Below are 22,754 nucleotides of genomic sequence, written 5' to 3'. Positions count from 1 at the left end.
GAAAGAAATGCAGATTGATTATTGGTAAAGTGAGCACGTGGGAACGTATAATGGAGAAAAAATGAGAAGAGGAGAAAAAGGAAGATGGGGAGTCAATCAGCAGAGCAAAAAAAAGGGATTATATATGCGGCTGGTGCGTATACGATGTGGGGAATACTACCAATCTATTGGAAATGGGTTGAGGAAGTCCCAGCAGATGAAATATTAGCACACCGCATCGTTTGGGCATTCGTGTTTATGTTAATCGTATTAGGTGTTACGAAGAGATTTCGTCAGTTTATTGGAGAGTTCGTGAATCTTTTTAAACGACCTAAATTATTAATGTCGTTAACAATAGCTTCAGTCTTGATTAGCGGAAACTGGTTTGTCTACATATGGGCCGTTAATCATAATCATGTCATTGAAGCAAGTCTTGGCTATTATATTAATCCGCTTATTAGTATTTTACTTGGTACAGTCGTTTTAAAGGAAAAGTTAAACTTTTGGCAATACGTTGCAGTTGGTTTAGCTGGAGTAGGGGTTATCATTTTAACAGTACGTTTCGGGGCTATTCCATGGGTTTCTTTATCACTTGCCCTTTCATTTGGATTATATGGATTAACGAAAAAATTGTTAAACTATGATGCGACAATTGGACTTACGATGGAAACGATGTTAGTGACGCCGTTTGCGATTATTTATTTAGTAATGACAGGAGTACATGGTTTCGGCTCATTTGGCTCGATTTCAATGTTATCGACATTACTATTAATAGGGGCGGGCATTGTTACAGCATTGCCACTTTTTTATTTTGCAAAAGGAGCCCAACTTATTCCGCTTTATATGGTAGGGTTTTTACAATATATTGCACCAACAATTAGTTTGATTTTAGGTGTATTCGTATTTGGTGAACATTTCACATCTACTCATATGATTGCATTTTTCTGTATATGGGTTGCATTAGTTGTATTCTCGGTAGCGAAAACAAAGTTCTTGGTGCAGAAACAACCGAAATTTATAAAAAATAAATCAGCAAAAGTATCGTAATGCGTAGTATTTTCTACGCATTTTTCTTTATACTGATACTATAGGATTTCCATTATAGCTAGTAGGGAGCTGAGAACGTGGAAACGATTTTACATAACGATCCGCTTATGGCCGCTGTAATTTCATGGTTTTTAGCACAATTAACGAAAGTAGTCTTTAAATTATTTAAAACGGGTGAATTTGATTTTGCAAAGTTTTTCGCTTCAGGTGGGATGCCAAGTTCTCATGCTTCAACTGTTACAGCACTGGCGACAGGTGTTGGCGTTGTGGAAGGTGTGGAAAGTACTTTATTTGCAATTGCTGCTATTTTTGCCATTATAGTTATGTATGACGCTTCAGGAGTAAGGCTGGCAGTAAGTAAACAGGCGAAAATATTGAATGAGTTTTTTCACGGTAGACAAACAGAATATAAGAAGTTAAATGAACTTGTCGGGCATACGCCGTATGAAGTAGTAGTTGGTGCTTTATTAGGGATTATTGTCGGAGTAGGATATTGTTTATAAGCAGAGCATCTTATATGTTCTGCTTTTCTTTGTATTCATACATATTCAGCTACTTTCTTGAATATCGTTATACGGATTTCGAAAGGGTGGGTGAGTAACTTGTTATTATATGAAAAAGTGCATGAAGAAATAGCGAGAAGAGCAACTGCACTTCAAACGATGCAACGGCAAGATGGTACGTGGCGATTTTGTTTTGAAGGAGCTCCATTAACAGATTGCCATATGATTTTTTTATTAAAATTATTAGGTAGAGATAAAGAGATAGAACCGTTTGTAAAAAGATTAGCATCACTTCAAACAAATGAAGGAACGTGGAAATTGTATGAAGATGAAGTGGGAGGGAATTTATCAGCTACCATTCAATCTTATGCCGCCTTACTCGCATCGAAAAAATATACAAAAGAAGATGCGAATATGAAGCGAGCGGAAAATTTTATTAAGGAACGCGGAGGCGTGGCGCGTGCTCATTTTATGACGAAGTTTTTATTAGCAATTCATGGAGAATATGAATATCCTTCACTCTTTCATGTACCAACACCAATCATGTTTCTACAGAATGATTCCCCCCTCAGTATATTTGAATTGAGTAGTTCAGCACGTATCCATTTAATTCCGATGATGCTGTGTTTAAATAAAAGGTTTCGAGTAGGGAAAAAGTTATTGCCAAATTTAAATCACATTGCGGGCGGGGGCGGGGAATGGTTTCGGGAGGATCGGTCTCCGTTGTTTCAAACGTTATTAAGTGATGTAAAACAAATTATCTCGTATCCACTCTCGTTACATCATAAAGGGTATGAGGAAGTCGAACGATTTATGAAAGCGCGTATTGATGAAAATGGAACGTTATATAGTTACGCAACTGCCTCGTTTTATATGATTTATGCTTTACTTGCGTTAGGGCATTCTCTTCAATCATCACTGATTCAAAAGGCTATAGCTGGGATAACATCTTATATATGGAAGATGGAAAGAGGGAGTCACTTGCAAAACTCTCCTTCAACTGTATGGGATACGGCTTTACTCAGCTATGCGTTACAAGAGGCACACGTTCCGAAAGATCACAAGATGATTCAACAGACAATAACATATTTATTAAAAAAACAGCATACAAAAAAAGCTGATTGGAGCGTACATGCTCCCGCACTTACTCCTGGCGGTTGGGGTTTTTCGGATGTAAATACGACAGTTCCAGATGTTGATGATACAACCGCTGTACTAAGAGTGTTGGCAAGAAGTAGAGAGAATGAAAAGGTAAATAATGCTTGGCAGAAAGGGATTGATTGGGTTAAAGGATTACAAAATAATGATGGGGGCTGGGGAGCGTTTGAAAAAGGTGTGACGAGCAAATTATTAGCAAATTTACCAATCGAAAATGCAAGTGATATGATTACAGATCCTTCCACACCAGATATTACAGGAAGAGTGTTAGAGCTTTTCGGGACATATACGCAAAATGAATTACCTGAGAAACAAAAACAAAGTGCGATAAATTGGTTAATGAATGCACAAGAGGAAAATGGATCATGGTATGGGAAATGGGGGATTTGTTATATATATGGTACGTGGGCTGTTATGACAGGTTTACGGTCACTCGGAATTCCGTCTAGCAATCCTTCATTGAAACGAGCATCTTTATGGCTTGAACATATACAGCATGAAGATGGTGGTTGGGGAGAATCATGCCACAGTAGTGTGGAGAAAAGGTTCGTTACTTTACCATTTAGTACACCATCCCAAACTGCATGGGCGTTAGATGCTCTCATTTCTTACTATGATACAGAAACGCCAGCTATTCGAAAAGGTGTTTCATATTTGCTTTCGAATCCTTATGTGAATGAAAGATATCCTACTGGAACAGGTTTACCAGGTGCGTTTTATATTAGATATCATAGCTACGCCCATATATATCCCTTACTTACTTTGGCACATTATATAAAAAAATATAGAAAATAAACCGAGAGATATCTCTCGGTTTATTTTGCCCGGTAGTAGTTCCCTGTTGAAAAGAATAAGGTTGTGCTTCCTTATTTTTCTGTTGACTGGCGTTTTTGACGTGCATCAGCGGCATTTGCACGTGCGTTTGCTTCTAAGTCATTGTGGTCAGCAAGTTCACGAGAGAACTCTACATCAATGCCATCAGTAGCTTTGTTTTGTTTGAAATTTTTTTTGTTCATTCGACACAATCTCCTTGCACTTTATGCGACGTTGCAAAGTTAGTTTGACACAAATAGACTTTTTTATGCAAAGAGGAATTGGAAAGGAAAAAGCCGAAATATACAGTATAAGTAATAGAAATGGGGGATAGGGATGGAGTTTTTAAATGGGAAAACAGCTGTTGTAACAGGAGCTGCACAGGGAATTGGAAAAGAGATTGCAAGGGTTTATGCAAAACTAGGGGCGAAAGTATTAATTAGCGATGTAAATGAAGAGAAATTACAAAAAACGACACGTGAGTTCTTGGATGAAGGATATGAAGTGAGCTTATATGGATGTGATGTGAGTAATCAAAATGAAGCAAAGTCGCTAATTGAATATGCGGTTCAAAAATTCGGAACATTACATATTTTGGTGAATAACGCTGGGATTACAAGGGATGCAATGTTACATAAAATGGAGAAGTCTGCTTGGGAACAAGTATTACAAGTGAACTTAACTGGAGTTTTTTATTGTATGCAACCAGCGCTGCTTTACATGAGACAACAAGGGTATGGACGTATTATTAATATATCTTCAATTAGTAGAGAAGGAAACATAGGTCAAGCAAACTATGCAGCTACGAAGGCAGGCGTTGTAGGTTTAACGAAAACGGCAGCGAAAGAAGTTGGAAATTTCGGTATTACGTGTAATGCGATTTGCCCAGGATTTATGGATACAGATATGACAAAAACGATACCAGATAAAGTGAAAGAAAAGATGGTCGGCGCGATTCCGGTTGGTAGAATTGGAACGCCAGAAGATATTGCGAACGCAGCTGCCTTCTTAGCATCAGAATACGCATCCTATATTACAGGAGAAGTATTAAATGTGAGTGGGGGACTGCAAGTTTAAATACATACATAATGAAAAGAACCTGACCGGATAGGTCAGGTTCTTTCTCTTTAATTTAAGTTAAGCCAAACGCTCTTCACTTCTGTATAGTTATTTAATGCATAAGATCCCATTTCACGACCAAGACCGGATTGTTTAAATCCTCCAAATGGAGATGCTGCATCAAAGACGTTATAACAGTTTACCCATACTGTACCAGCACGTACTTTACTTGCAACGTAGTGTGCTGTTTTAACATTTTCTGTCCACACACCAGCTGCTAAGCCGAATTGTGATTTATTTGCACGTTCAATTACTTCATCAATATCGTTAAACGGTATAGCAGAAATAACTGGACCGAAAATTTCTTCTTTTGCAATCGTCATTTCATCATTAACGTCAGCGAATACAGTAGGGGAAACGAAGTATCCTTGATCAAATGGATTACTTCCTCCGCATAGTACTTCAGCACCTTCTTCAATTCCTTTTTCAATGTAGCCCATTACACGTTTTTGTTGTTCTTCGGAAACGAGAGGACCGATTGTAGTTTCTGGACTTAAGCCAGCACCTTGATTTAATTTTTTAGAGTAAAGGACAAGGTCAGCCATGACATTATCATACATTTTCTTCGGAACAAATAAACGTGATCCAGCAGAGCATACTTGTCCTTGGTTAAACATAACACCAGAAAGTGCACCAGGAATCGCGCGAGATAAATCAGCATCTGGCAAGATGATATTTGGTGATTTACCGCCTAACTCAAGTGTAACGCGCTTTAATGTTTCAGATGCTTGGCGCATAATTTGCTTACCGACTGGAGTAGAACCAGTAAATGCAATTTTATCAACGAGTGGATGATTAACAAGAGCTTGTCCAGCTGATTCACCGAATCCAGGAACGATATTAATAACACCTTTCGGGAATCCAGCTTCTTCAATTAATTCAGCTAAGTATAAGGCAGATAGTGGAGTTTGTTCTGCAGGTTTTAAAACGATTGTACATCCTGTAGCAAGCGCTGCTCCCATTTTCCACATCGCCATAAGAAGTGGAAAGTTCCAAGGGATAATTTGACCAACGACACCAACAGCTTCATGGCGTGTATAGTTAAAGTAATCACCGGAAACAGGAATTGTTTGACCAACGATTTTCGTAGCCCAGCCGGCATAATAGCGCATATGTTCAATTGCGAGTGGTATATCTGCTGCCATTGTTTCACGGATTGGCTTTCCGTTATCTAATGTTTCGAGCTGTGCAAGCTCTTCTTTATGTTCTTCCATTAAATCAGCTAACTTGTACATAAGATGGCTTCGCTCAGCAGTGCTCATACGAGACCAAGGACCTTCGTCAAAAGCCATACGAGCTGCGACTACAGCTTTATGAATATCTTCGCGACCAGCTTCAGAAACGACGGCAAGTGTTTCGCCAGTTGCTGGGTTAGGTGTGTTAAACGTTTTTCCGGAAGCGCTTTCAACAAAGGATCCATTCACATATAACTTTTTTGTACCTTGAAGAAACTTTTCTACCTTTTCATGAAGATTTACAGCTAGTTGACTCATTGTATAACCCCCTTGAAAATATAATGTAAACGCAGTACGAGACGGCGTTTATTCCGAAATCAAGGATGTGGAAACTAGATGGAAAGCCTCTAATTAAAATCATAATTAACAAATACTGAAAATTCAAATTTCATTTGTGTTACAATTGTAAAAAATATGTAATGTAAGAAAGTCTTCTATATGATTATAAAAAATCCTGCTTGTTTTTGCTTTCTAGTAGGAAAAACTAGAAGAACAATGGTACAATAATACATCGTGAGAGGAGGGAGAAAAATGAAGAATTATCATGATGATCCACGCTTTCGAATCGCCCATAGAGAAGCGTTAATTGGTCTTGGACTTGCTATTATCAATTTTATAATATGGTACGGATTTGCTTATGGGCTTGGTAGTAAAAATCCAAGTGAATATACATATGTATTTGGTTTTCCAGCATGGTTTTTTTATAGCTGTATCGTTGGATTTATCGTTATGGTTATTTTACTTAGTTTAGTTGTTCGTTTTGTATTTCAAGATATTTCACTCGATGAGGAAGAAAAAAGTGAGGAATAATAGATGAATTGGTATGTAATCATTCCAATGATAATTTCGTTTATCGTTGTATTTTTAATTGGTGTATATGCTTCAAGACGTGTACAAGCGACTGCCCATAATAAATTTTTGCAAGAATATTTTTTAGGTGGGCGTGAGCTCGGTGGTTTATTATTAGCAATGACAATGATTGCTACGTACGGTAGTGCTAGTAGCTTCATTGGTGGCCCTGGTATAGCATACAATATGGGGCTTGGATGGGTATTGTTATCTGCGATTCAAGTTGTAACAGGGTATATCGTTTTAACAGTTATCGGTAAAAAGTTTGCAATTATCGCTAGGAAGATGGAAGCTATTACTCTTATTGATTATTTAAAGGGAAGATACAATAATAAAGCAGTCGTCATACTTTCTGCGTTATGTATTATTATCTTTTTATTTTCAGCAACAGTAGCTCAGTGGGTCGGCGGTGGTCGATTAATTGAGTCACTAACGGGTCTCTCTTATACAACAGCACTATTTTTATTTACTTTTTCTGTACTTGTGTACGTATTAATTGGTGGCTTTCGTGCAGTTGCTTTATCAGATACGTTATTAGGTATCATTATGTTAGTTGGAACGACAATCATTTTAATCGCTACTGTCGTTGCTGGTGGCGGAATTGAAAAGATTATGCAGGAACTTGTTCAAATCAATCCGAATTTAATTACACCATTTGGAGCGGATGGCAGTTTAACGAAATCATATGTGACATCATTTTGGATTTTAATTGGAATTGGCGTTGTCGGTTTACCGCAAATTAGTGTGCGTGCCATGTCTTATAAAAATTCAAAAGCGATGCATCAAGCGTTAATAATTGGTACGATTGTTGTCGGTACAATTATGATTGGTATGCATTTAACGGGTGTGTTCGCACGAGTCGTACTTCCAGGTATAACGGTACCAGATAAAGTAATGCCGCTACTCGCGATGGAAGTGTTGCCACCTTGGTTAGCTGGGGTTTTCTTAGCTGCACCAATGGCAGCGATTATGTCTACAGTAAACTCGTTATTGCTACTTGTAAGTTCATCAATCATTAAAGATATATACGTAAATTACATAAATAAAGATGCGGCAGATAGTACGATTAGAAAAGGAAGTTTATGGATTACTGCTATCGTAGGACTGCTCGTTTATGCAGCAGCAATTAAACCACCTGATTTTTTAATATGGTTGAATTTATTTTCTTTCGGTGGATTAGAAGCAGCATTCATTTGGCCGATCGTATTAGGGTTATATTGGAGGAAAGGAAATGCAACAGGAGCGCTTGCATCTATTTTAGTTGGGGTAAGCTCATATATGTGTATCCATCTTTTCTATCCAAATCCGTTCGGTATACATACAGTTGTCTTCCCAATTTGTTTTGCGCTTATCGCTTATATCGTTGGAAGTATGAGTGCTGTAAAGAAAACAGTATAGGTTAGTGGGAGAACGTAGTCCTTAGAGGACTGCGTTTTTTCGTATAAATTTGTTCTTTTTATTCTGTAATCCTGTGAATATTCATAAATTAATAACAATTGAGGGGATGGAGTTGAGGGTGATGAAAAAAGTATTGTTTTTAGGAGACCCGGGAATTGATGACTCTTTGGCAATTATGTATGGATTGTTACATCCTGATATTGATATTGTTGGTGTAGTAACTGGATATGGAAATGTAACGCAAGAAAAGGCGACAAGTAATGCGGCATATTTATTGCAACTGGCAGGGCGGGAAGACATACCTGTTATTAATGGTGCGAAAATCCCTTTATCTGGAGATATTACAACGTATTATCCAGAAATTCATGGGGCGGAAGGTTTAGGACCAATTCGACCGCCAAAAAATCTTTCTCCAAATATAAAGCCTTTTTGTGAGTTTTTTGACATACTTGAAAAATATAAAGGAGAATTAATTATAGTTGATGCTGGTAGGTCAACGACACTTGCGACAGCATTTATTTTAGAAAAACCATTGATGAAGTATGTGAAGGAATATTATATAATGGGCGGTGCTTTTTTAATGCCTGGCAATGTGACACCAGTCGCAGAAGCGAATTTTCATGGTGATCCTATTGCATCACAATTAGTAATGCAAAATGCCAAGAATGTGACATTGGTGCCGCTTAATGTTACATCTGAAGCTATAATTACGCCAGAGATGGTAAAGTACATTACGAAACATTCTAAAACGAGTTTTAATAAATTAATTGAACCGATTTTTACGTATTATTATAAAGCTTATAGAAAATTAAATCCGAAAATAACAGGGAGTCCAGTACATGACGTCGTTACAATGATGGTTGCGGCAAATCCCTCTATTTTGGACTATGTATACCGCCGTGTCGATGTAGATACAGTAGGGATTGCAAAAGGAGAGAGTATTGCTGATTTTCGTCCTCAACCTGATGCAAAAGCTTTAAAGAATTGGGTTCGAATTGGTTGGTCGTTACACTATAAAAAATTCCTCGAAGATTTCGTTAAAATTATGACGTAGACATAATGGGAGAATACAAGTTAAAATAATGGAGATGATTACTAAAATAATCATCTCCATTATTTTGTTTGTAAGAGATAGATAGAGAAGAGCTACACAATAGGAGAGGAATTTTACTTGAAAAAAACTATAGTATGCGCAGTGATTGTGGGTATTTTCGTTTTGCTAATATCGGGTAATTTTTTAGTGAAAAAAGTTTGGAGTTCGAATAATGATGATGCGCAGTATATCGCATCCTTTATTGAAGAACATAAAGATGAAAAAAATAGCGCGCTTCTAGTAAAAAGAAATGATAAAGTCGTTTATTCTGTAAATCCGAATGTTGTATTGCCAGTTGCTAGTACAATGAAATTAATTGTGGCGCTTGAATTTACGAAACAAGTTACGGAAGGGAAAATTGATTCGTCTAGTTTTGTTTCCATAAATGATGTGAATCGGTATTATGTACCGAATACAGATGGTGGTGCGCAAGATAGATGGCAAAGGTATTTGGAGAAGACAGGTAAGATAACTGAAGGAGCGATTTCTTTAGAAGAAGTGGCAAAAGGAATGGTTAAGTTTAGTTCGAATGCGAATGCTGAATATTTAATGGAAGTGTTAGGATTAGATAATATTAATCGGAATTTACAAAGTTTATCGCTTCCAGCACATCAGCCGCTATTTCCAATCGTTTCATCTTTATACATTCCAGGATATTTGCATAAAGAACTACACGTTCCGAAATATAAAATAGAGAAAAAGTTAAAAGAAATGTCTCAAGAGCAATATCGTCAATATGCGATGATTATTCATGAGCGCTTAAAAAAGAAGGGACCATTATTACAGAAGGAAATTCCTCTTTATTTAGAGGAACGTTACGATAAAATTTGGTCAGATCGATTGCCAGCTGCTTCTGCAAACGATTATATGGTACTGCTTCAAAAGGCAAATCATAAGGGTGGACTGACAGAAGCAGAAGAAAAAGTATGGGCTAACATCGTTGAAACAGATATGAGCGCTAAGAAATACCGTAAAACATTTAGACATGCAGGGCAAAAAAACGGCTATACGCCATGGACAGTTACAAAAGCAGTTTATGCTATGGATAAACGGGGGAACTGTACAGAAATAGTGTTTTTAGCAAATAATTTAAATGAGGACGACAGTGCAGAAATACGGAAACATTTAGCAAACTTGCATTTCCAAGTGTTGCAAAGTGATAAGTATGATGCGACTTTTATTAAATAAACTCGGTGCAGAGAGCACCGAGTTTATTTTTGTGTACAAGCACTTTTTTGCTATCTCTGGGTATGATGGGTAGTAATACTTAGGTGAGAGGGGAAAAGGTGATGAAACAAAGTAAAGAAGAGTTTATAAAGAGTGAAGGCGCTGATTTCCCTGGGAAAACATATGTGGATTGTGTATTACAACATGTATTTCATTTTCAACGAAATTACTTATTGAAAGATATGTTTCAAGTGCATAAAGCGCATATTACGATGCTGATGGAAGAAAATTTAATGAAAAAGGAAGAAGCTAAAGTTATATTACACGCGTTAAAAAAGGTAGAGGGAATGCCAGAAGAGCAATTGCTCTATACAGAGCAGCATGAAGATCTCTTTTTTTTAGTGGAACATTTAATTTCTCAAGAAGCAAAAAGCAATTTTGTAAGTAATATGCATATTGGTAGAAGTAGAAATGATATGGGTGTCACGATGTATCGCATGAGTTTAAGACGGTATGTATTACGATTAATGGAACATCATTTGTTATTGCAAGAGAGTATATTGCAACTTGCTGCTGATCATAAGGAAACGATTATGCCAGCTTATACCCATACACAACCAGCGCAGCCAACGACATTTGGTCATTATACGTTAGCGATTTATGATACGATGCAGAGAGATTTAGAACGCATGAAAAAAACGTACAAACTTTTAAATCAGTCCCCAATGGGAGCCGCTGCGCTAGCTACAACAAGTTTCCCAATTAAACGAGAGCGAGTTGCCGAGTTACTTGGGTTTACAAATGTAATTGAGAACTCATATGATGCTGTTGCTGGAGCGGATTATTTATTAGAAGTTAGCTCTTTACTTATGGTAATGATGACGAATACGAGCAGATGGATCCATGACTTCTTACTATTAGCGACGAAAGAATATGATGGTATTACTGTGGCGAAGCCATATGTGCAAATTAGTAGTATTATGCCGCAAAAGCGAAATCCAGTTTCCATTGAACACGCCCGTGCAATTACGAGTAGTGCTTTAGGAGAAGCATTTACAGTATTTCAAATGATTCATAATACACCATTTGGTGATATTGTTGATACAGAGGATGACTTGCAGCCATACTTATATAAAGGGATTGAAAAGACTATTCGTGTTTTTTCTATTATGAATGCAGTTATTCGAACGATGAAGGTTGAGGAAGAAACGTTGAAAAATCGTTCCTATAAACATGCAATTACGATAACTGATTTCGCAGATGCTTTAACAAAAAACTATGACATTCCATTTCGGCATGCGCATCATGCAGCGAGTGCTATTGCAAATATGTTATTGGAGCAGAAAAAGGAGCTTCATGAATTACATTTAAAAGATGTGAATATGTACTTACAAGAAAAACTTAATATAACTTTATTAGAAAAAGAGTGGAAAGAAATTATATCGCCAGAAGCTTTTATACAAAAAAGAAATGTATACGGTGGGCCGAGTAAAAAAGAAATGGAGCGCATGATTAACAATCGAAAAGAGTCATTTCGACAAGAAGAAGAGGTATTTGAAAAGGAAAAACAGAGAATTTTACAAGCTGAAAATAATTTGAATACGTTAGCTTCGAATATTATTGAATCGTAAAAGAGGGATTTAGTGAATTAATCGCCAATACCTTAATAAAACTATAAATAGAGAGAAGAGATTGTCGATGATTCAATTGCATGTATATGAAGAGATTGTTAATTTTAAAGAAGAGGTTACACCATTTCTAGAAAAGAATGAGCAGGAAAATAATCTCATATTAGGCGTATTACAAATGGTCCACCAACCGATATTTATGGGGATAGCGAAACAAGGAGAAGAAATTGCGGTTGTATTTCTTCAAACAGAAGAGAAGAAACAAATTATTGTTGCAACTTCTGAAATTTCGGGGGTAGCTATCAAGGAGCTTGCAAAAGAGTTAACGAAAATATATCCGGATATTCCTGGGTTAATTGGTGATAAGAAAGTTGTACAGCACTTAGCAGAAGAGATTGCGGTGTTAGAAAATAAGAAAACGAATGTGGTAATGGAGCAAGGGGTATATGAGTTGAAAGAAGTGAAGAAGAAACCGGGCAAGGATGTTTTTTTTCGAGAAGTAAGTAGTGATGAGCTAACATTAATAGAACAGTGGATATACCAATTTTGCGAAGATGTGAATCTTCCTACTACGAAAGAGGAAGCAAAACAAACGGCACATACATTAATTACTAATCATCGTTTATTTGGTCTAGAAGTAGATGGAAAACTTGTTTCTGTAGCAGCAAAAACACGTCCAACTAAAAATAATATAACAGTTAATTTCGTATATACGCCGAAAGAAGAAAGGAAAAAGGGATACGCATCTAATTGTGTAGCGACACTTAGTCAACGTATGTTAGATGAAGGTTACAAAACAACGACATTATATACGGACCTGGCAAATCCAACATCGAATAAAATTTATCAAGAAATTGGTTATGAACAAATTGCGGAGTCTGTGCTTATATTTTTAGAGAAGTAGAACAAAAAGGCGTGCTAAAATAGCGCGCCTTTTTGTTATTCATCAATTCTAATAACTTCGCCTTGAGGGAAGTCTTCAGTTTCTAGTAAATTACGAATAGCTTTCGCGACATATTCAGGTGATAATAGCTTTCCTTCTTCTTTTAATGCGATGAAGCGGTCTAAATTTGTGAAGTCTTCTTTATTTGTTTCACGAATTTGTGCTTGCATATTAGTGTCAACAACACCAGGCGCAAAAGCGACGATTTTTACTGGATATTCCTTTTCCACTTCTTCAGTAGCAACGCATTGTGTAAACATATTTACGCCAGCTTTCGTCGTACAATAAGCGCCCCATCCGAAATAAGGATTTTTTCCTGCGCCAGATGAAATATTTATAACGCGTTTATCTACTTTCCATTCTTTCGTATATTTCATGAAAGTAGATGTAAGAATCATTGGAGCAAGTAAATTAATGTGAACGTTCGTAATGAATTGTTCGCTTTCAGCTTTTTCAATCGGCTTCATAGGAGCAACTGTACCCGCATTATTAATTAAATGAATAGAAGATACACTGTCTTCTTGAATAGATGAAATGATTTCGTTAAAGTTCGTTTCTAAATTATGTACATCTTGAAGATCTAGAGAGTGGAAAACACAATTGCTATTATATTGTTCTGCGAGTTTCGTAAGCTCTTTATTTTCTCTTCTAGAAATAGAGATGACAGTTGTATTTTTTTCTAACAATTGTGTGGCAATAGCCTCACCTAAACCTTGTGAAGTTCCTGTTATGATAACATAGCGCATAGTGTAGTAAGCTCCTCTCGTATGTGCGGAATTTTGTTGGACAAAGTACATTGCATAGTTTGTCTACATTTTATAGTATAGAGCACTTTTTACTATAAATGAAATGAGATGATTACGTGCCTTTTTTGAATCGTTTTACGACAACAGTAACTGGTGCCGTCACGTTCACTGGGAACACGTTAGGACTTAGTCCCACATCGCCTGCACCAGGTAATATTTTTGGTACACTTGCTGTTTTTACAACGGTAAATACAGCGCTGCAAGTACCAGGGTTCCCAGCAGGTACAACGGATGACTGGCGATTGAATTCTTCAAGTGCAATTTTAAATCTTCCGGCAGGGAGTAGTATTTTGTATGCAGAGTTAGTTTGGGCAGGAACTTTCCGGACTGATACGGAAGATGTTTTACCATTTTTAAATGATAATATTACATTTACAACACCAGCAGGAACATTTTCTGTTACGCCAGACCCTGCTACCGCGCAGCAAGGTTCAGTAGGGAATCAGTTTTATTATGCACGCTCTGCTAATGTAACGAATCTTGTTAGTGCAGGTGGGGCAGGCACATATACGACAGGTGCTGTGCCAGCTACAAGAACTTCAGCTGATCCAACAATTAGTCGTTCAGCTGGCTGGACGCTTGAGGTTGTGTATCAAAATGCAAGTTTACCACTTCGGAATTTGTCAGTATATGCGGGGCAAGAAATTATCGATGCTTCATCACCACCAGTTGATGCTACTATTTCAGGATTTGCTACCCCAGCGACAGGAGCTGTAACAGGGCGAGTGCTAGTAACTGCTCAAGAAGGTGATTCTAACATAGTTGGAGATCAACTTCGCTTTGGACCGAATGCGAATGCTACAGTTGCATTATCTGGCCCGAGAAACCCCGCAAATAATTTCTTTCAATCACAAATTTGTAACGACATTGGAGAGTTAGATACAACTGGAACGTTTGGAGATTTGAATCAGCCGTTAGGGATAGCTTTGGCTGTCCGAAGACAAGGTTGGGATATTACAAATGTAAATGCCTCTGCATCATTAGTAAATAATCAAACGTCCGCAACTGTTCGATTCGTTACAAATGGAGATGGATATGCCGCGGCTGGCTTTGGTGTTCAAATTGATGCAACGGGGCCAATTATTAATCCTGTTAAATCGGTTAATAGAACAGTCGCAGGGGTAGGGGATACTCTCACTTATACGATTACGGTCCCAAATACAGGGACAGGAAGTGCAGAAAACGTTGTATTACGTGATAGTATTCCGAACGGAACGGCGTTTGTTGTAGGTAGTGTAACGGTAGGAGGAGTAACACAGCCGAATGCGAACCCTGCTAATGGAATTAATTTAGGAACAATCCCAAATAACACGCAAAGAATTGTTACATTTCAAGTTCGAATAACATCATTCCCGAATCCAAATCCTATTCCAAATCGTGCAATGGTGTCATATCAATTCCGTCCTTTCGTCGGTAGTCCACCAATTACAAGTATGTCTTCTTCAAATACAGTACAAACGACAGTGAATCAAGCAACTATAAGTATGCAAAAATCTGTAGATTTACAGACCGCAACACTTAATGATGTATTAACATACACGGTTAGTGTGACGAATAATGGGAATGTCACTGCAAATAATGTTATTTTTGTCGATAGTATCCCTGGTGGAACAACCTTTGTTCAAAATAGTGTTACAGTGAATGGAGTAGCACGTCCAGGAGCAAATCCAGCAAGTAGTATTAATCTAGGAAGTATTAATGCTTCGCAAACGACTGTAGTGCGTTTTCAAGTTCGAGTAACATCTAATCCACTGGTCAATCCAATTCCGAACCGTGCGAGTGCAACCTTTAACTTTACTCCAGTACCTGGCCAACAACCAGTTTCAGGGCAAGCGACAAGTAATACTGTAGTTACTACTATTAATATAGCTGATATAAGAACGAGAAAAACAGTGGATAGAGCTTTTGCGACAGTGAATGACGTTCTTACGTACACTATTACAATTGAGAATATCGGAAATGTACTTGCGACAAATGTTATTTTTCAAGATCCGATTCCAGTTGGAACGACTTTTATCACAAATAGTGTGACTGTAGATGGGGTTTCACAACCTGGAGCAAATCCTTCGACTGGGTTTACGGTAGCAAATATTTCTCCTGGCGGAAGTAGGACAGTGCGTTTTCAAGTCCGAGTGACATCTACGCCATCAGGAGGCACAATTGCGAATCGCGGAAATGTATCTGCTAATTTCGTTGTTATTCCGAATCAACCACCAGTGACGATTAATAGGCAAACGAATACAGTTGTGACACAAGTGAATACAGGTGGTTTAAATGTAATAAAAGAAGTGAATACGACACAAGCGGCAGTGGGGGATACTTTAACATATACGATTGCCGTTCAAAATACAGGAAACGTGCCGTTAACAAACGTGTTTTTCCAAGACACTATTTCTCCCGCTGTTTCATTTGTTGCAAATTCTGTAACAATTAATGGAGTACCACAAAGTGGATTGAATCCAAATACAGGATTTTCTCTTCCGAATATTCCTGCGGCTCAAACAGTTGTAGTCACATTTGACGTATTAATTGTACAGGATCCAGAAAATGAAGATATTTTAAATCAAGCAAATGTAACAGCAAGTTTTCAAGTGAATCCGAGTGAACCACCTGTAACGATCAATGTTCCGAGTAATGTTGTGAATACAACAGTACAAACAGGGAACTTTGAAGTTGTGAAATTAGTGAATACGGATGTTGCAACGGTAGGGGATGTTTTAGTATATACAATTGAAATCATAAACGCTGGTAGTGTACCAGCTACAAATGTATTTTTCCAAGATTCAATTCCACAAGGAACATTATTTATTGAAAATAGTGTAGTTGTTAATGGTGTTTTACAAGAAGGAGCAGATCCAGAACTTGGATTCCCATTAAATAATTTGCCTACTGGATCGAGTACAATTGTTACGTTTGAAGTATTAATTGATGAAATTCCACAAGGAAATAATGTTGTAAATAATGCGAATGTCAATGGAGATTTTCTTGTAAATCCAACAGAGCCACCAATTACTGTAACGGTGCCAAGTAATACTGTTATGACTGTTGTAAATTCTTCAGGGTTAAATGTAAGGAAGAGTGTAAGCGCTACTGAAGCAGGAGTAGGAGATACGTTAACGTATACGGTTCGTATACAAAATAGTGGAACGGTAGCAGCGACAAATGTGTCATTCCTTGATCCAATTCCATCTGGAACAACGTTTGTAGCAAATAGTGTAATAATAAATGGAACGCCTCAACCTGGTTTAAACCCAACGACTGGATTTCCACTTGCTAATATTCCGGTAGGAGGAATGGTGACAGTTACTTTTCAAGTGACAATCACGAGTGTACCACCAAATAGAGTTCTTCCGAATAATGCGAATGTAACTGCTGATTTCCAAGTAAGTCCTCTCCAGCCACCAATTACAATTGTAACGATTAGTAATATTGTAGTGACGCGAGTGAATGTAGGATCACTTAATGTAATGAAGAATGTAAATACAACGCAAGCAGGAGTAGGAGATACGTTAACATATACGATTCGCATTCAAAATACAGGAACAGTTCCTGCAACGAATATTATTTTTCAAGATCCAATTCCGTCTGGTGCTGCGTTTGTAGCAAATAGTGTGACGATAAACGGAGTCGTTCAGCAAGGTGCGGATCCTATGGCAGGTTTCCCGGTACCGAATATTCCGGTCGGGCAAACGGCTACGATTACGTTTCAAGTTACAGTGACGAGTGTTCCGAGCGGTGGAAATATAAGAAACCAATCGAACGTTACTGCAAGTTTTCTTATCAATCCAGCAAACCCTCCAATAACGACTGTTACGAATAGTAACTTTGTAGTGACGCAAGTAAATACAGCTCGATTAAATATACAAAAATCTTCATCTGTACAACAAGCTGCACTTGGAGAAACTTACACGTATTCTGTTGTCATTCGAAATAACGGTACAGTAACAGCAACGAATGCTTCCTTTATTGATCCAATTGCTCAAGAAACCACATTTGTAGCAAATAGTGTAACGATAAATGGAACGCCTCAACCTGGGTTTGATCCAAATATAGGTTTTCCGCTTCCCAATATCGCAGCTGGAACATCATTGACTGTAACGTTCCAAGTAACAGTAGTTGCGCCATCCACGCGCGGAGCCGTACTAAATACGGCATCTGCTACAGCCACTTTTTTATTAAATCCTTTACAGCCTCCTGTAACAACGACAAATTCAAGTAATACGACAGTAGTTACGATACCGTTACCTCCTCCTGGTGAAGTAGCAGCAACAAAAACAGTTGATATTGCCGCTGGTGCTGTTGGAGATGTATTAACGTATACAGTGTTAATAACAAATGTAGGAATCATCCCTGTTACAGATGTGCTCTTCCAAGATGTCATTCCAGAAGGGACGGCGTTTGTAGCAAATAGTGTAACGATAGGCGGGATACAGCAACCTGGTTTAAATCCAGAAATAGGTTTTACAGTTAGTCCACTATTAAATGCTGGAGCGAGTATTTCTGTGACGTTCCAAGTGACGATTACGGAAATTCCAGATAATGAAGTTATATTAAATGATGCTGACGTTACGTTTACTTCACAACCGAATCCGCAGAAACCGCCAATTACACAAACAATATTAACGAATTTAGTCGTAACGACAATTAATATAGCTTCGATTTTCCCGTTAAAACTAGTAGATAAAGAAGTAGCGACTGTAGGAGAAATATTAACGTATGATGTATTAATCTTTAATAATGGCACAGTGGCAGCGACGAACGTTGAATTTATAGATACAACTTCCGCCGGTGTAGCATTTGTACCGGGAAGTGTGAGCATAAATGGGGTGCCGGCACCAGGATTAGATCCTTTCATTGGTTTTCCAGTTCCAGATATCTCTGTAGACGATTTTGTACTTGTCACATATCAGGAAGTGGTTACGAGCATACCTGAGGGTGGAACGATTGTTAACTTTGTAGACGTTACAGCTGCATTTGCTGTAAGTGAAACGGAGCCGCCTATTACAGAAACAACAACAAGTAATACGACATTAACAGAAATTAATGAACCTGGTTTAAATGTTTTAAAATCAGTAAGTCAGCCGGTTGTTGCAGTAGGTGATACAATCACATATACAACAGTAGTTCAAAATACAGGTACAGTGGTAGCGACGAATGTTCAATATAGTGATGTATTACCGTCCTCAATCACATTTATACCAGATAGTGTAACGATAGATGGTGTGCTACAACCTGGATTCAATCCTAATAATGGATTGCCGCTTCCAGATATAAGCCCAGGTGAAAGTGTAGAAGTTACGTTCCAAGTAACAGTTGTCAGTGTCCCATCAAACGGAACAATTGCTAATACCGCGAATGTTATGGGAAGCTTTATACTAATCCCAGGAGAACCACCAGTTGTAGTAAACCAACCGAGCAATACAACACTTACAACTGTAAACAGAGGAAGATTTAATGTTATTAAACAAGTAAATAGGGCTGCTACTCTCGTTGGAGATGTATTAACGTATACAGTTCAAATAACGAATACAGGAACGGTAACAGCTAATGATGTTCAGTTTATTGATACGATTTCAGCAGGAGCGTCATTTATACCAAATAGTGTAACGATAGATGGAACTCCGCAACCAAACTTAAATCCGATTACTGGTTTTGGAGTTGGAGATATACCAGTTGGTGAAACAGTTATCGTGACGTTCCAAGCGACAGTTACAAACATCCCGTCATCAGGAACCATTACGAACGTTGCAAATATAACAGGAAGCTTTACTTTAGTGCTAGGAGAGCCGCCGGTTGTAGTAACTGAACCGAGTAATACGACAATAACAAGGGTAAATAGAGGAAGATTTAATGTTATAAAAACCGTAAATAAGCAAGCAACACGATTAGGGGATACGTTAACTTATAGTGTGCAAGTTACAAATACGGGAACGGTAATAGCGACGAATGTTCATTTTATTGATGTTCCGTTACCTAGTTTAGAATTCGTTCCCGGAAGTGTACAAATAAATGGAATTCCGCAAGTAGGTTTAGATCCATTTGTAGGCTTTTCATTACCAAACCTTGCAGTAGGGGACAGTATAGTAATTACATTTGAAGTAAATGTAATCGCAATTCCGCCTTCTAGTAACATTATGAATACAGCGAGAGTAACTGGTAATTTCGAATTGATTCCAGGAGAACCACCGTTTACCATTACGAACTCAAGTAATACGACAGTCACACCAGTAAATCGAGGTAGTTTAGATATGTTGAAAGAAGTAGATCATTCGGTTGTTGGAGTGGGAGAAACGGTAACGTATACAGTTCGTATATTAAATACTGGTACGGCTGATGCGATGAATGTTCAATTTATAGACGTGTTATCTCAGGAAGCTGAATTTGTTCTAAATAGTGTAACGATAAATGGAGTTCCACAGCCAGGGTTAAATCCGCAGGCTGGATTTACGATACCAGACATTCCAGTCGGTGAGACGGCACTTGTAACATATGAAGCTACGATTACAAGTTTTCCAGATGGTGGTACAGTAGTGAACGTTGCTGGGGCGTTAGCAGAATATATTTTAGTACCAGGAGAACCGCCGGTTACAGTGATGGATACGAGCAATACAGTTATCGTGACGGTAAATACTGCAATCTTATTTGTTGCAAAAGGAGCGAATTTTGAAGTAGCGATGGTAGGAGATGTTGTCACTTACGGAATTGCCGTTATAAATGATAGTACAGTTCCTGTGACCAACATTGTGTTAACGGATATCATTGATCCGAATACGTTATTTATAAATGGCACGGTAACGGTAAACGATGTAGCTCTTCCATTTGCTAATCCAAATACCGGTATTCCATTAGGCGATTTTCAGCCAAATGATGCGGCAATTATTAATTTCCAAGTCGTCATAACAGGAGGACAAATAAATAATTTAGTTACAAATACTGCTATAGCGAATGGGTTTGCAACTGTGAATCCAAATGAAGCGCCTGTAGTAGTTGAAGGCGATAGCAATACAGTTGTTATCCCGTTTATTCCTCAAAATGTCTCAACGACGGTTGTAAAAACGGCAGATTTACAGGCAGCCACGATTGGAGATGTTATTACCTTTACGACAGTTATTACAAATACGGGTGATACTGTCATACAAAATATTCGTTTTCAAGATATGTTAGATAGTAGTGTTCAATTTGTCCTTGGAAGTGTAACGGTTGATAATACACCAGTACCAAATGTAAGCCCGGTATTAGGATTTCTTATAGGGAATTTAAATCCAGGTGAAGCACGAACAGTTTCGTTCCAAGTAGTAATTCAGAGTGCCCCAAGTGGTTCGGGGAATTATATAAATCAAGCAAGTATTCGTTTTGAACATCAAGTAGGCACAGTGTTACCACCTGTTACACAAATAGTAGAAAGTAATATAGTTGTTATTCCATTTGTTCCAACGATAGAACAAATTTGCGAAACGAATCTTAATTGTTTAGGGAAAATTTCTTTTCAATGTTCTCCGTGTGATCACTTGCAAATAAAGAGAAAATAAATGCAGAAAGAGCATCCTGTAAGAGAAGGATGCTCTTTTTGTATGAATCAAGTAGATTCTTTTTCGGGTGAGCTGAAAAATTCATCAATTTTGTCGGAGAGTAGAAATGGAATAGCTCCTTTTATAACAGAAATGTCCCAGTCCCACCATGAGATATTTTCTAGTTTGTCAATTGTTTCTTGCGGGAAACGATATCGAACAAATTTTGCAGGATTACCAGCTACAATTGCATATGGCGGTACATCCTTTGTAACAACACTCTTTGCGCCAATAATGGCACCGTTACCAATCGTAACACCAGATAAAATGCAGGATTGATAACCAATCCATATATCATTGCCGACTACGATATCACCTTTTGAAGAAGGGTGACCAGTAATATGTGCTCCTTCATTGAAGAGAGCGTTAAATGGATAAGTTGTTATCCAGTCCGCGCGATGTTCGCCGCCAAGTATGAAAACGACTTCTTCTCCTAATGAACAAAACTTACCTATTTTTAATTTCGTTTCATCATTCCAAGAAAAAATAGTTGGACCTACTTTACTATAAGTATAATCACCGATATCATACTTACTATATTCAGGTTTTTGATTTAAATATAACATGATTCTTCAACCTTCTTTCTCAATCAAGAAATAAGCGTGGAATATTATATGCAAGGTGTAGTAAGGTGACCAGTGTTAATAGGTAAAATAAATAAATGGGAGTGGAATGTATGAGATATGAAATGGGATTATATAATAAACCTTTTCAGTCAATTCAATCAGGAAAAAAAGTGTATGAAGTGCGCTTATACGATAAAAAGCGTCAACTCATAAAACAAGGCGATCATATTGTATTTACGAACCTTACGACAGCAGCAACGATGGCTGTAAAAGTAACGGAGATAAAACGATATAAAAACTTTCAAGCAATGTACGAACAAATTGATAAAAAATTATTGGATTGTGAAAATGATAGTTTAGAGGAAATGTTAGAAAGTACATACAAAATATATACGAAAGAACAAGAACAAAAGTGGGGAACAGTTGCGATCGGTATTGAGGTAATAAAATGACAAGAAATCGCGGCGCGGCTATCATTGTCCAGGAAGGGAAAATTGCTCTTATAAAACGTATTCGAGAAGATGAAACGTACTATGTTTTTCCAGGTGGAGGAATTGAAGAAGGAGAAACACCTGAAGAAGCAACAAAGCGAGAAATTTTTGAAGAATTAGGGGTACATATAAAAGTGGAGCATCTAATTGCAAAGGTGGAGTATAAGGGTACGGAGTATTATTTTAATGCCGATATTGTAGGTGGAGTTTTTGAAAGTGGTAAAGCTGAAGAATTCGAAATGAAAGATAGAGGGATTTATATTCCGTTATGGTTGCCGATATATGAGTTGGAAAAAGTGAATATAAAACCGTATGAAGTGGTTGAAAGTATATTAGAACATTATAAAATATAAGGTCTGACAACATACAAAAAAAACCATTGACATAGCCT

17 protein-coding genes are annotated in these 22,754 nt (G+C 37.7%); 13 read left to right on the top strand and 4 right to left on the bottom strand.

Annotation, left to right across the window (positions count from 1 at the left end; all coding sequences use genetic code 11):
• Positions 1 to 84 precede the first annotated feature (84 nt).
• The 3 genes from rarD to ACTFSI_RS23260 all read left to right on the top strand — a co-directional run bounded on the left by rarD (position 85) and on the right by ACTFSI_RS23260 (position 3,482).
• Entirely contained in the window at positions 85 to 1,026 is a 942-nt protein-coding gene (rarD, locus tag ACTFSI_RS23270) for an EamA family transporter RarD (protein ID WP_000535532.1), read from the top strand.
• A 77-nt stretch (positions 1,027 to 1,103) separates the two neighbouring features.
• Positions 1,104 to 1,529, top strand: coding sequence for a divergent PAP2 family protein (locus ACTFSI_RS23265; protein WP_000447815.1), 426 nt, complete (start codon positions 1,104 to 1,106; stop codon positions 1,527 to 1,529).
• A gap of 99 nt (positions 1,530 to 1,628) precedes the next feature.
• Positions 1,629 to 3,482 (top strand): terpene cyclase/mutase family protein, encoded by a 1,854-nt coding sequence (locus ACTFSI_RS23260; RefSeq protein WP_044793359.1) that lies wholly within the window; start codon positions 1,629 to 1,631, stop codon positions 3,480 to 3,482.
• 71 nt (positions 3,483 to 3,553) lie between these two features.
• Here the strand turns inward: ACTFSI_RS23260 and ACTFSI_RS23255 are convergent, their stop codons facing one another.
• Positions 3,554 to 3,703, bottom strand: coding sequence for a YfhD family protein (locus tag ACTFSI_RS23255; RefSeq protein WP_001035808.1), 150 nt, complete (start codon positions 3,701 to 3,703; stop codon positions 3,554 to 3,556).
• Between the two features lie 133 nt (positions 3,704 to 3,836).
• Between ACTFSI_RS23255 and fabG the strand changes: the two genes are divergently transcribed.
• The gene (gene fabG, locus ACTFSI_RS23250; RefSeq protein ID WP_000395019.1) at positions 3,837 to 4,577 is read left to right on the top strand and encodes a 3-oxoacyl-ACP reductase FabG; all 741 of its coding nucleotides are present in this window, start codon (positions 3,837 to 3,839) and stop codon (positions 4,575 to 4,577) included.
• Positions 4,578 to 4,627: 50 nt separating this feature from the next.
• Here the strand turns inward: fabG and dhaS are convergent, their stop codons facing one another.
• A complete protein-coding gene (gene dhaS, locus ACTFSI_RS23245; RefSeq protein ID WP_000080302.1) occupies positions 4,628 to 6,112 on the bottom strand; it encodes an aldehyde dehydrogenase DhaS in 1,485 nt (494 codons plus the stop codon).
• A gap of 273 nt (positions 6,113 to 6,385) precedes the next feature.
• Here dhaS and ACTFSI_RS23240 point away from each other — a divergent pair, with 273 nt between their 5' ends.
• From ACTFSI_RS23240 to ACTFSI_RS23215, 6 genes are all read left to right on the top strand, one after another.
• Positions 6,386 to 6,664: a YhdT family protein gene (locus tag ACTFSI_RS23240; RefSeq protein ID WP_000800722.1), complete on the top strand. Its 279-nt coding sequence runs from the start codon at positions 6,386 to 6,388 to the stop codon at positions 6,662 to 6,664.
• 3 nt (positions 6,665 to 6,667) lie between these two features.
• Complete coding sequence (gene panF, locus ACTFSI_RS23235; protein WP_001104830.1) at positions 6,668 to 8,101, top strand: sodium/pantothenate symporter; 1,434 nt, start codon at positions 6,668 to 6,670, stop codon at positions 8,099 to 8,101.
• Between the two features lie 106 nt (positions 8,102 to 8,207).
• Positions 8,208 to 9,155 carry a nucleoside hydrolase gene (locus ACTFSI_RS23230; RefSeq protein ID WP_155005152.1) on the top strand — a complete coding sequence of 316 codons (948 nt, stop codon included), beginning with the start codon at positions 8,208 to 8,210 and terminating at the stop codon, positions 9,153 to 9,155.
• Positions 9,156 to 9,272: 117 nt separating this feature from the next.
• Positions 9,273 to 10,382, top strand: coding sequence for a serine hydrolase (locus tag ACTFSI_RS23225; protein WP_000751358.1), 1,110 nt, complete (start codon positions 9,273 to 9,275; stop codon positions 10,380 to 10,382).
• Between the two features lie 101 nt (positions 10,383 to 10,483).
• The gene (gene argH / locus ACTFSI_RS23220) at positions 10,484 to 11,992 is read left to right on the top strand and encodes an argininosuccinate lyase (RefSeq protein WP_044793357.1); all 1,509 of its coding nucleotides are present in this window, start codon (positions 10,484 to 10,486) and stop codon (positions 11,990 to 11,992) included.
• 67 nt (positions 11,993 to 12,059) lie between these two features.
• Positions 12,060 to 12,893, top strand: coding sequence for a GNAT family N-acetyltransferase (locus tag ACTFSI_RS23215; RefSeq protein ID WP_044793355.1), 834 nt, complete (start codon positions 12,060 to 12,062; stop codon positions 12,891 to 12,893).
• 35 nt (positions 12,894 to 12,928) lie between these two features.
• On the opposite strand, the gene ACTFSI_RS23210 is transcribed toward ACTFSI_RS23215, so the two are convergent.
• Positions 12,929 to 13,678 (bottom strand): (S)-benzoin forming benzil reductase, encoded by a 750-nt coding sequence (locus tag ACTFSI_RS23210; protein WP_044793354.1) that lies wholly within the window; start codon positions 13,676 to 13,678, stop codon positions 12,929 to 12,931.
• A 116-nt stretch (positions 13,679 to 13,794) separates the two neighbouring features.
• Here ACTFSI_RS23210 and ACTFSI_RS23205 point away from each other — a divergent pair, with 116 nt between their 5' ends.
• Complete coding sequence (locus ACTFSI_RS23205; protein ID WP_440045672.1) at positions 13,795 to 21,267, top strand: DUF7507 domain-containing protein; 7,473 nt, start codon at positions 13,795 to 13,797, stop codon at positions 21,265 to 21,267.
• Positions 21,268 to 21,314: 47 nt separating this feature from the next.
• Here the strand turns inward: ACTFSI_RS23205 and ACTFSI_RS23200 are convergent, their stop codons facing one another.
• Entirely contained in the window at positions 21,315 to 21,872 is a 558-nt protein-coding gene (locus ACTFSI_RS23200; protein WP_440045671.1) for a CatB-related O-acetyltransferase, read from the bottom strand.
• Between the two features lie 110 nt (positions 21,873 to 21,982).
• Here ACTFSI_RS23200 and ACTFSI_RS23195 point away from each other — a divergent pair, with 110 nt between their 5' ends.
• The gene (locus ACTFSI_RS23195) at positions 21,983 to 22,324 is read left to right on the top strand and encodes an ASCH domain-containing protein (RefSeq protein WP_001268356.1); all 342 of its coding nucleotides are present in this window, start codon (positions 21,983 to 21,985) and stop codon (positions 22,322 to 22,324) included.
• The gene (locus tag ACTFSI_RS23190; protein ID WP_044793351.1) at positions 22,321 to 22,716 is read left to right on the top strand and encodes an NUDIX hydrolase; all 396 of its coding nucleotides are present in this window, start codon (positions 22,321 to 22,323) and stop codon (positions 22,714 to 22,716) included. The genes ACTFSI_RS23195 and ACTFSI_RS23190 overlap by 4 nt, the downstream gene beginning before the upstream one ends.
• Positions 22,717 to 22,754: the final 38 nt, after the last annotated feature.

The organism is Bacillus cereus group sp. MYBK101-2 (assembly GCF_051918845.1).
In the GTDB taxonomy this organism is placed as follows: domain Bacteria; phylum Bacillota; class Bacilli; order Bacillales; family Bacillaceae_G; genus Bacillus_A; species Bacillus_A paranthracis.
The sequence above is the reverse complement of the archived record's forward strand: the minus strand, read 5'-3'. Positions and strand labels throughout refer to the sequence as shown.

What these genes read in the sequence shown, in the direction of transcription:
- fabG (WP_000395019.1), top strand. Translation starts at nt 3,837, where the DNA reads ATGGAGTTTTTAAATGGGAAAACAGCTGTTGTAACAGGAGCTGCACAG.
- ACTFSI_RS23215 (WP_044793355.1), top strand. Translation starts at nt 12,060, where the DNA reads ATGATTCAATTGCATGTATATGAAGAGATTGTTAATTTTAAAGAAGAG.
- rarD (WP_000535532.1), top strand. Translation starts at nt 85, where the DNA reads ATGGGGAGTCAATCAGCAGAGCAAAAAAAAGGGATTATATATGCGGCT.
- ACTFSI_RS23210 (WP_044793354.1), bottom strand. Translation starts at nt 13,678, where the DNA reads ATGCGCTATGTTATCATAACAGGAACTTCACAAGGTTTAGGTGAGGCT.
- panF (WP_001104830.1), top strand. Translation starts at nt 6,668, where the DNA reads ATGAATTGGTATGTAATCATTCCAATGATAATTTCGTTTATCGTTGTA.
- argH (WP_044793357.1), top strand. Translation starts at nt 10,484, where the DNA reads ATGAAACAAAGTAAAGAAGAGTTTATAAAGAGTGAAGGCGCTGATTTC.
- ACTFSI_RS23200 (WP_440045671.1), bottom strand. Translation starts at nt 21,872, where the DNA reads ATGTTATATTTAAATCAAAAACCTGAATATAGTAAGTATGATATCGGT.
- ACTFSI_RS23240 (WP_000800722.1), top strand. Translation starts at nt 6,386, where the DNA reads ATGAAGAATTATCATGATGATCCACGCTTTCGAATCGCCCATAGAGAA.
- ACTFSI_RS23255 (WP_001035808.1), bottom strand. Translation starts at nt 3,703, where the DNA reads ATGAACAAAAAAAATTTCAAACAAAACAAAGCTACTGATGGCATTGAT.
- ACTFSI_RS23230 (WP_155005152.1), top strand. Translation starts at nt 8,208, where the DNA reads ATGGAGTTGAGGGTGATGAAAAAAGTATTGTTTTTAGGAGACCCGGGA.
- ACTFSI_RS23190 (WP_044793351.1), top strand. Translation starts at nt 22,321, where the DNA reads ATGACAAGAAATCGCGGCGCGGCTATCATTGTCCAGGAAGGGAAAATT.
- dhaS (WP_000080302.1), bottom strand. Translation starts at nt 6,112, where the DNA reads ATGAGTCAACTAGCTGTAAATCTTCATGAAAAGGTAGAAAAGTTTCTT.
- ACTFSI_RS23195 (WP_001268356.1), top strand. Translation starts at nt 21,983, where the DNA reads ATGAGATATGAAATGGGATTATATAATAAACCTTTTCAGTCAATTCAA.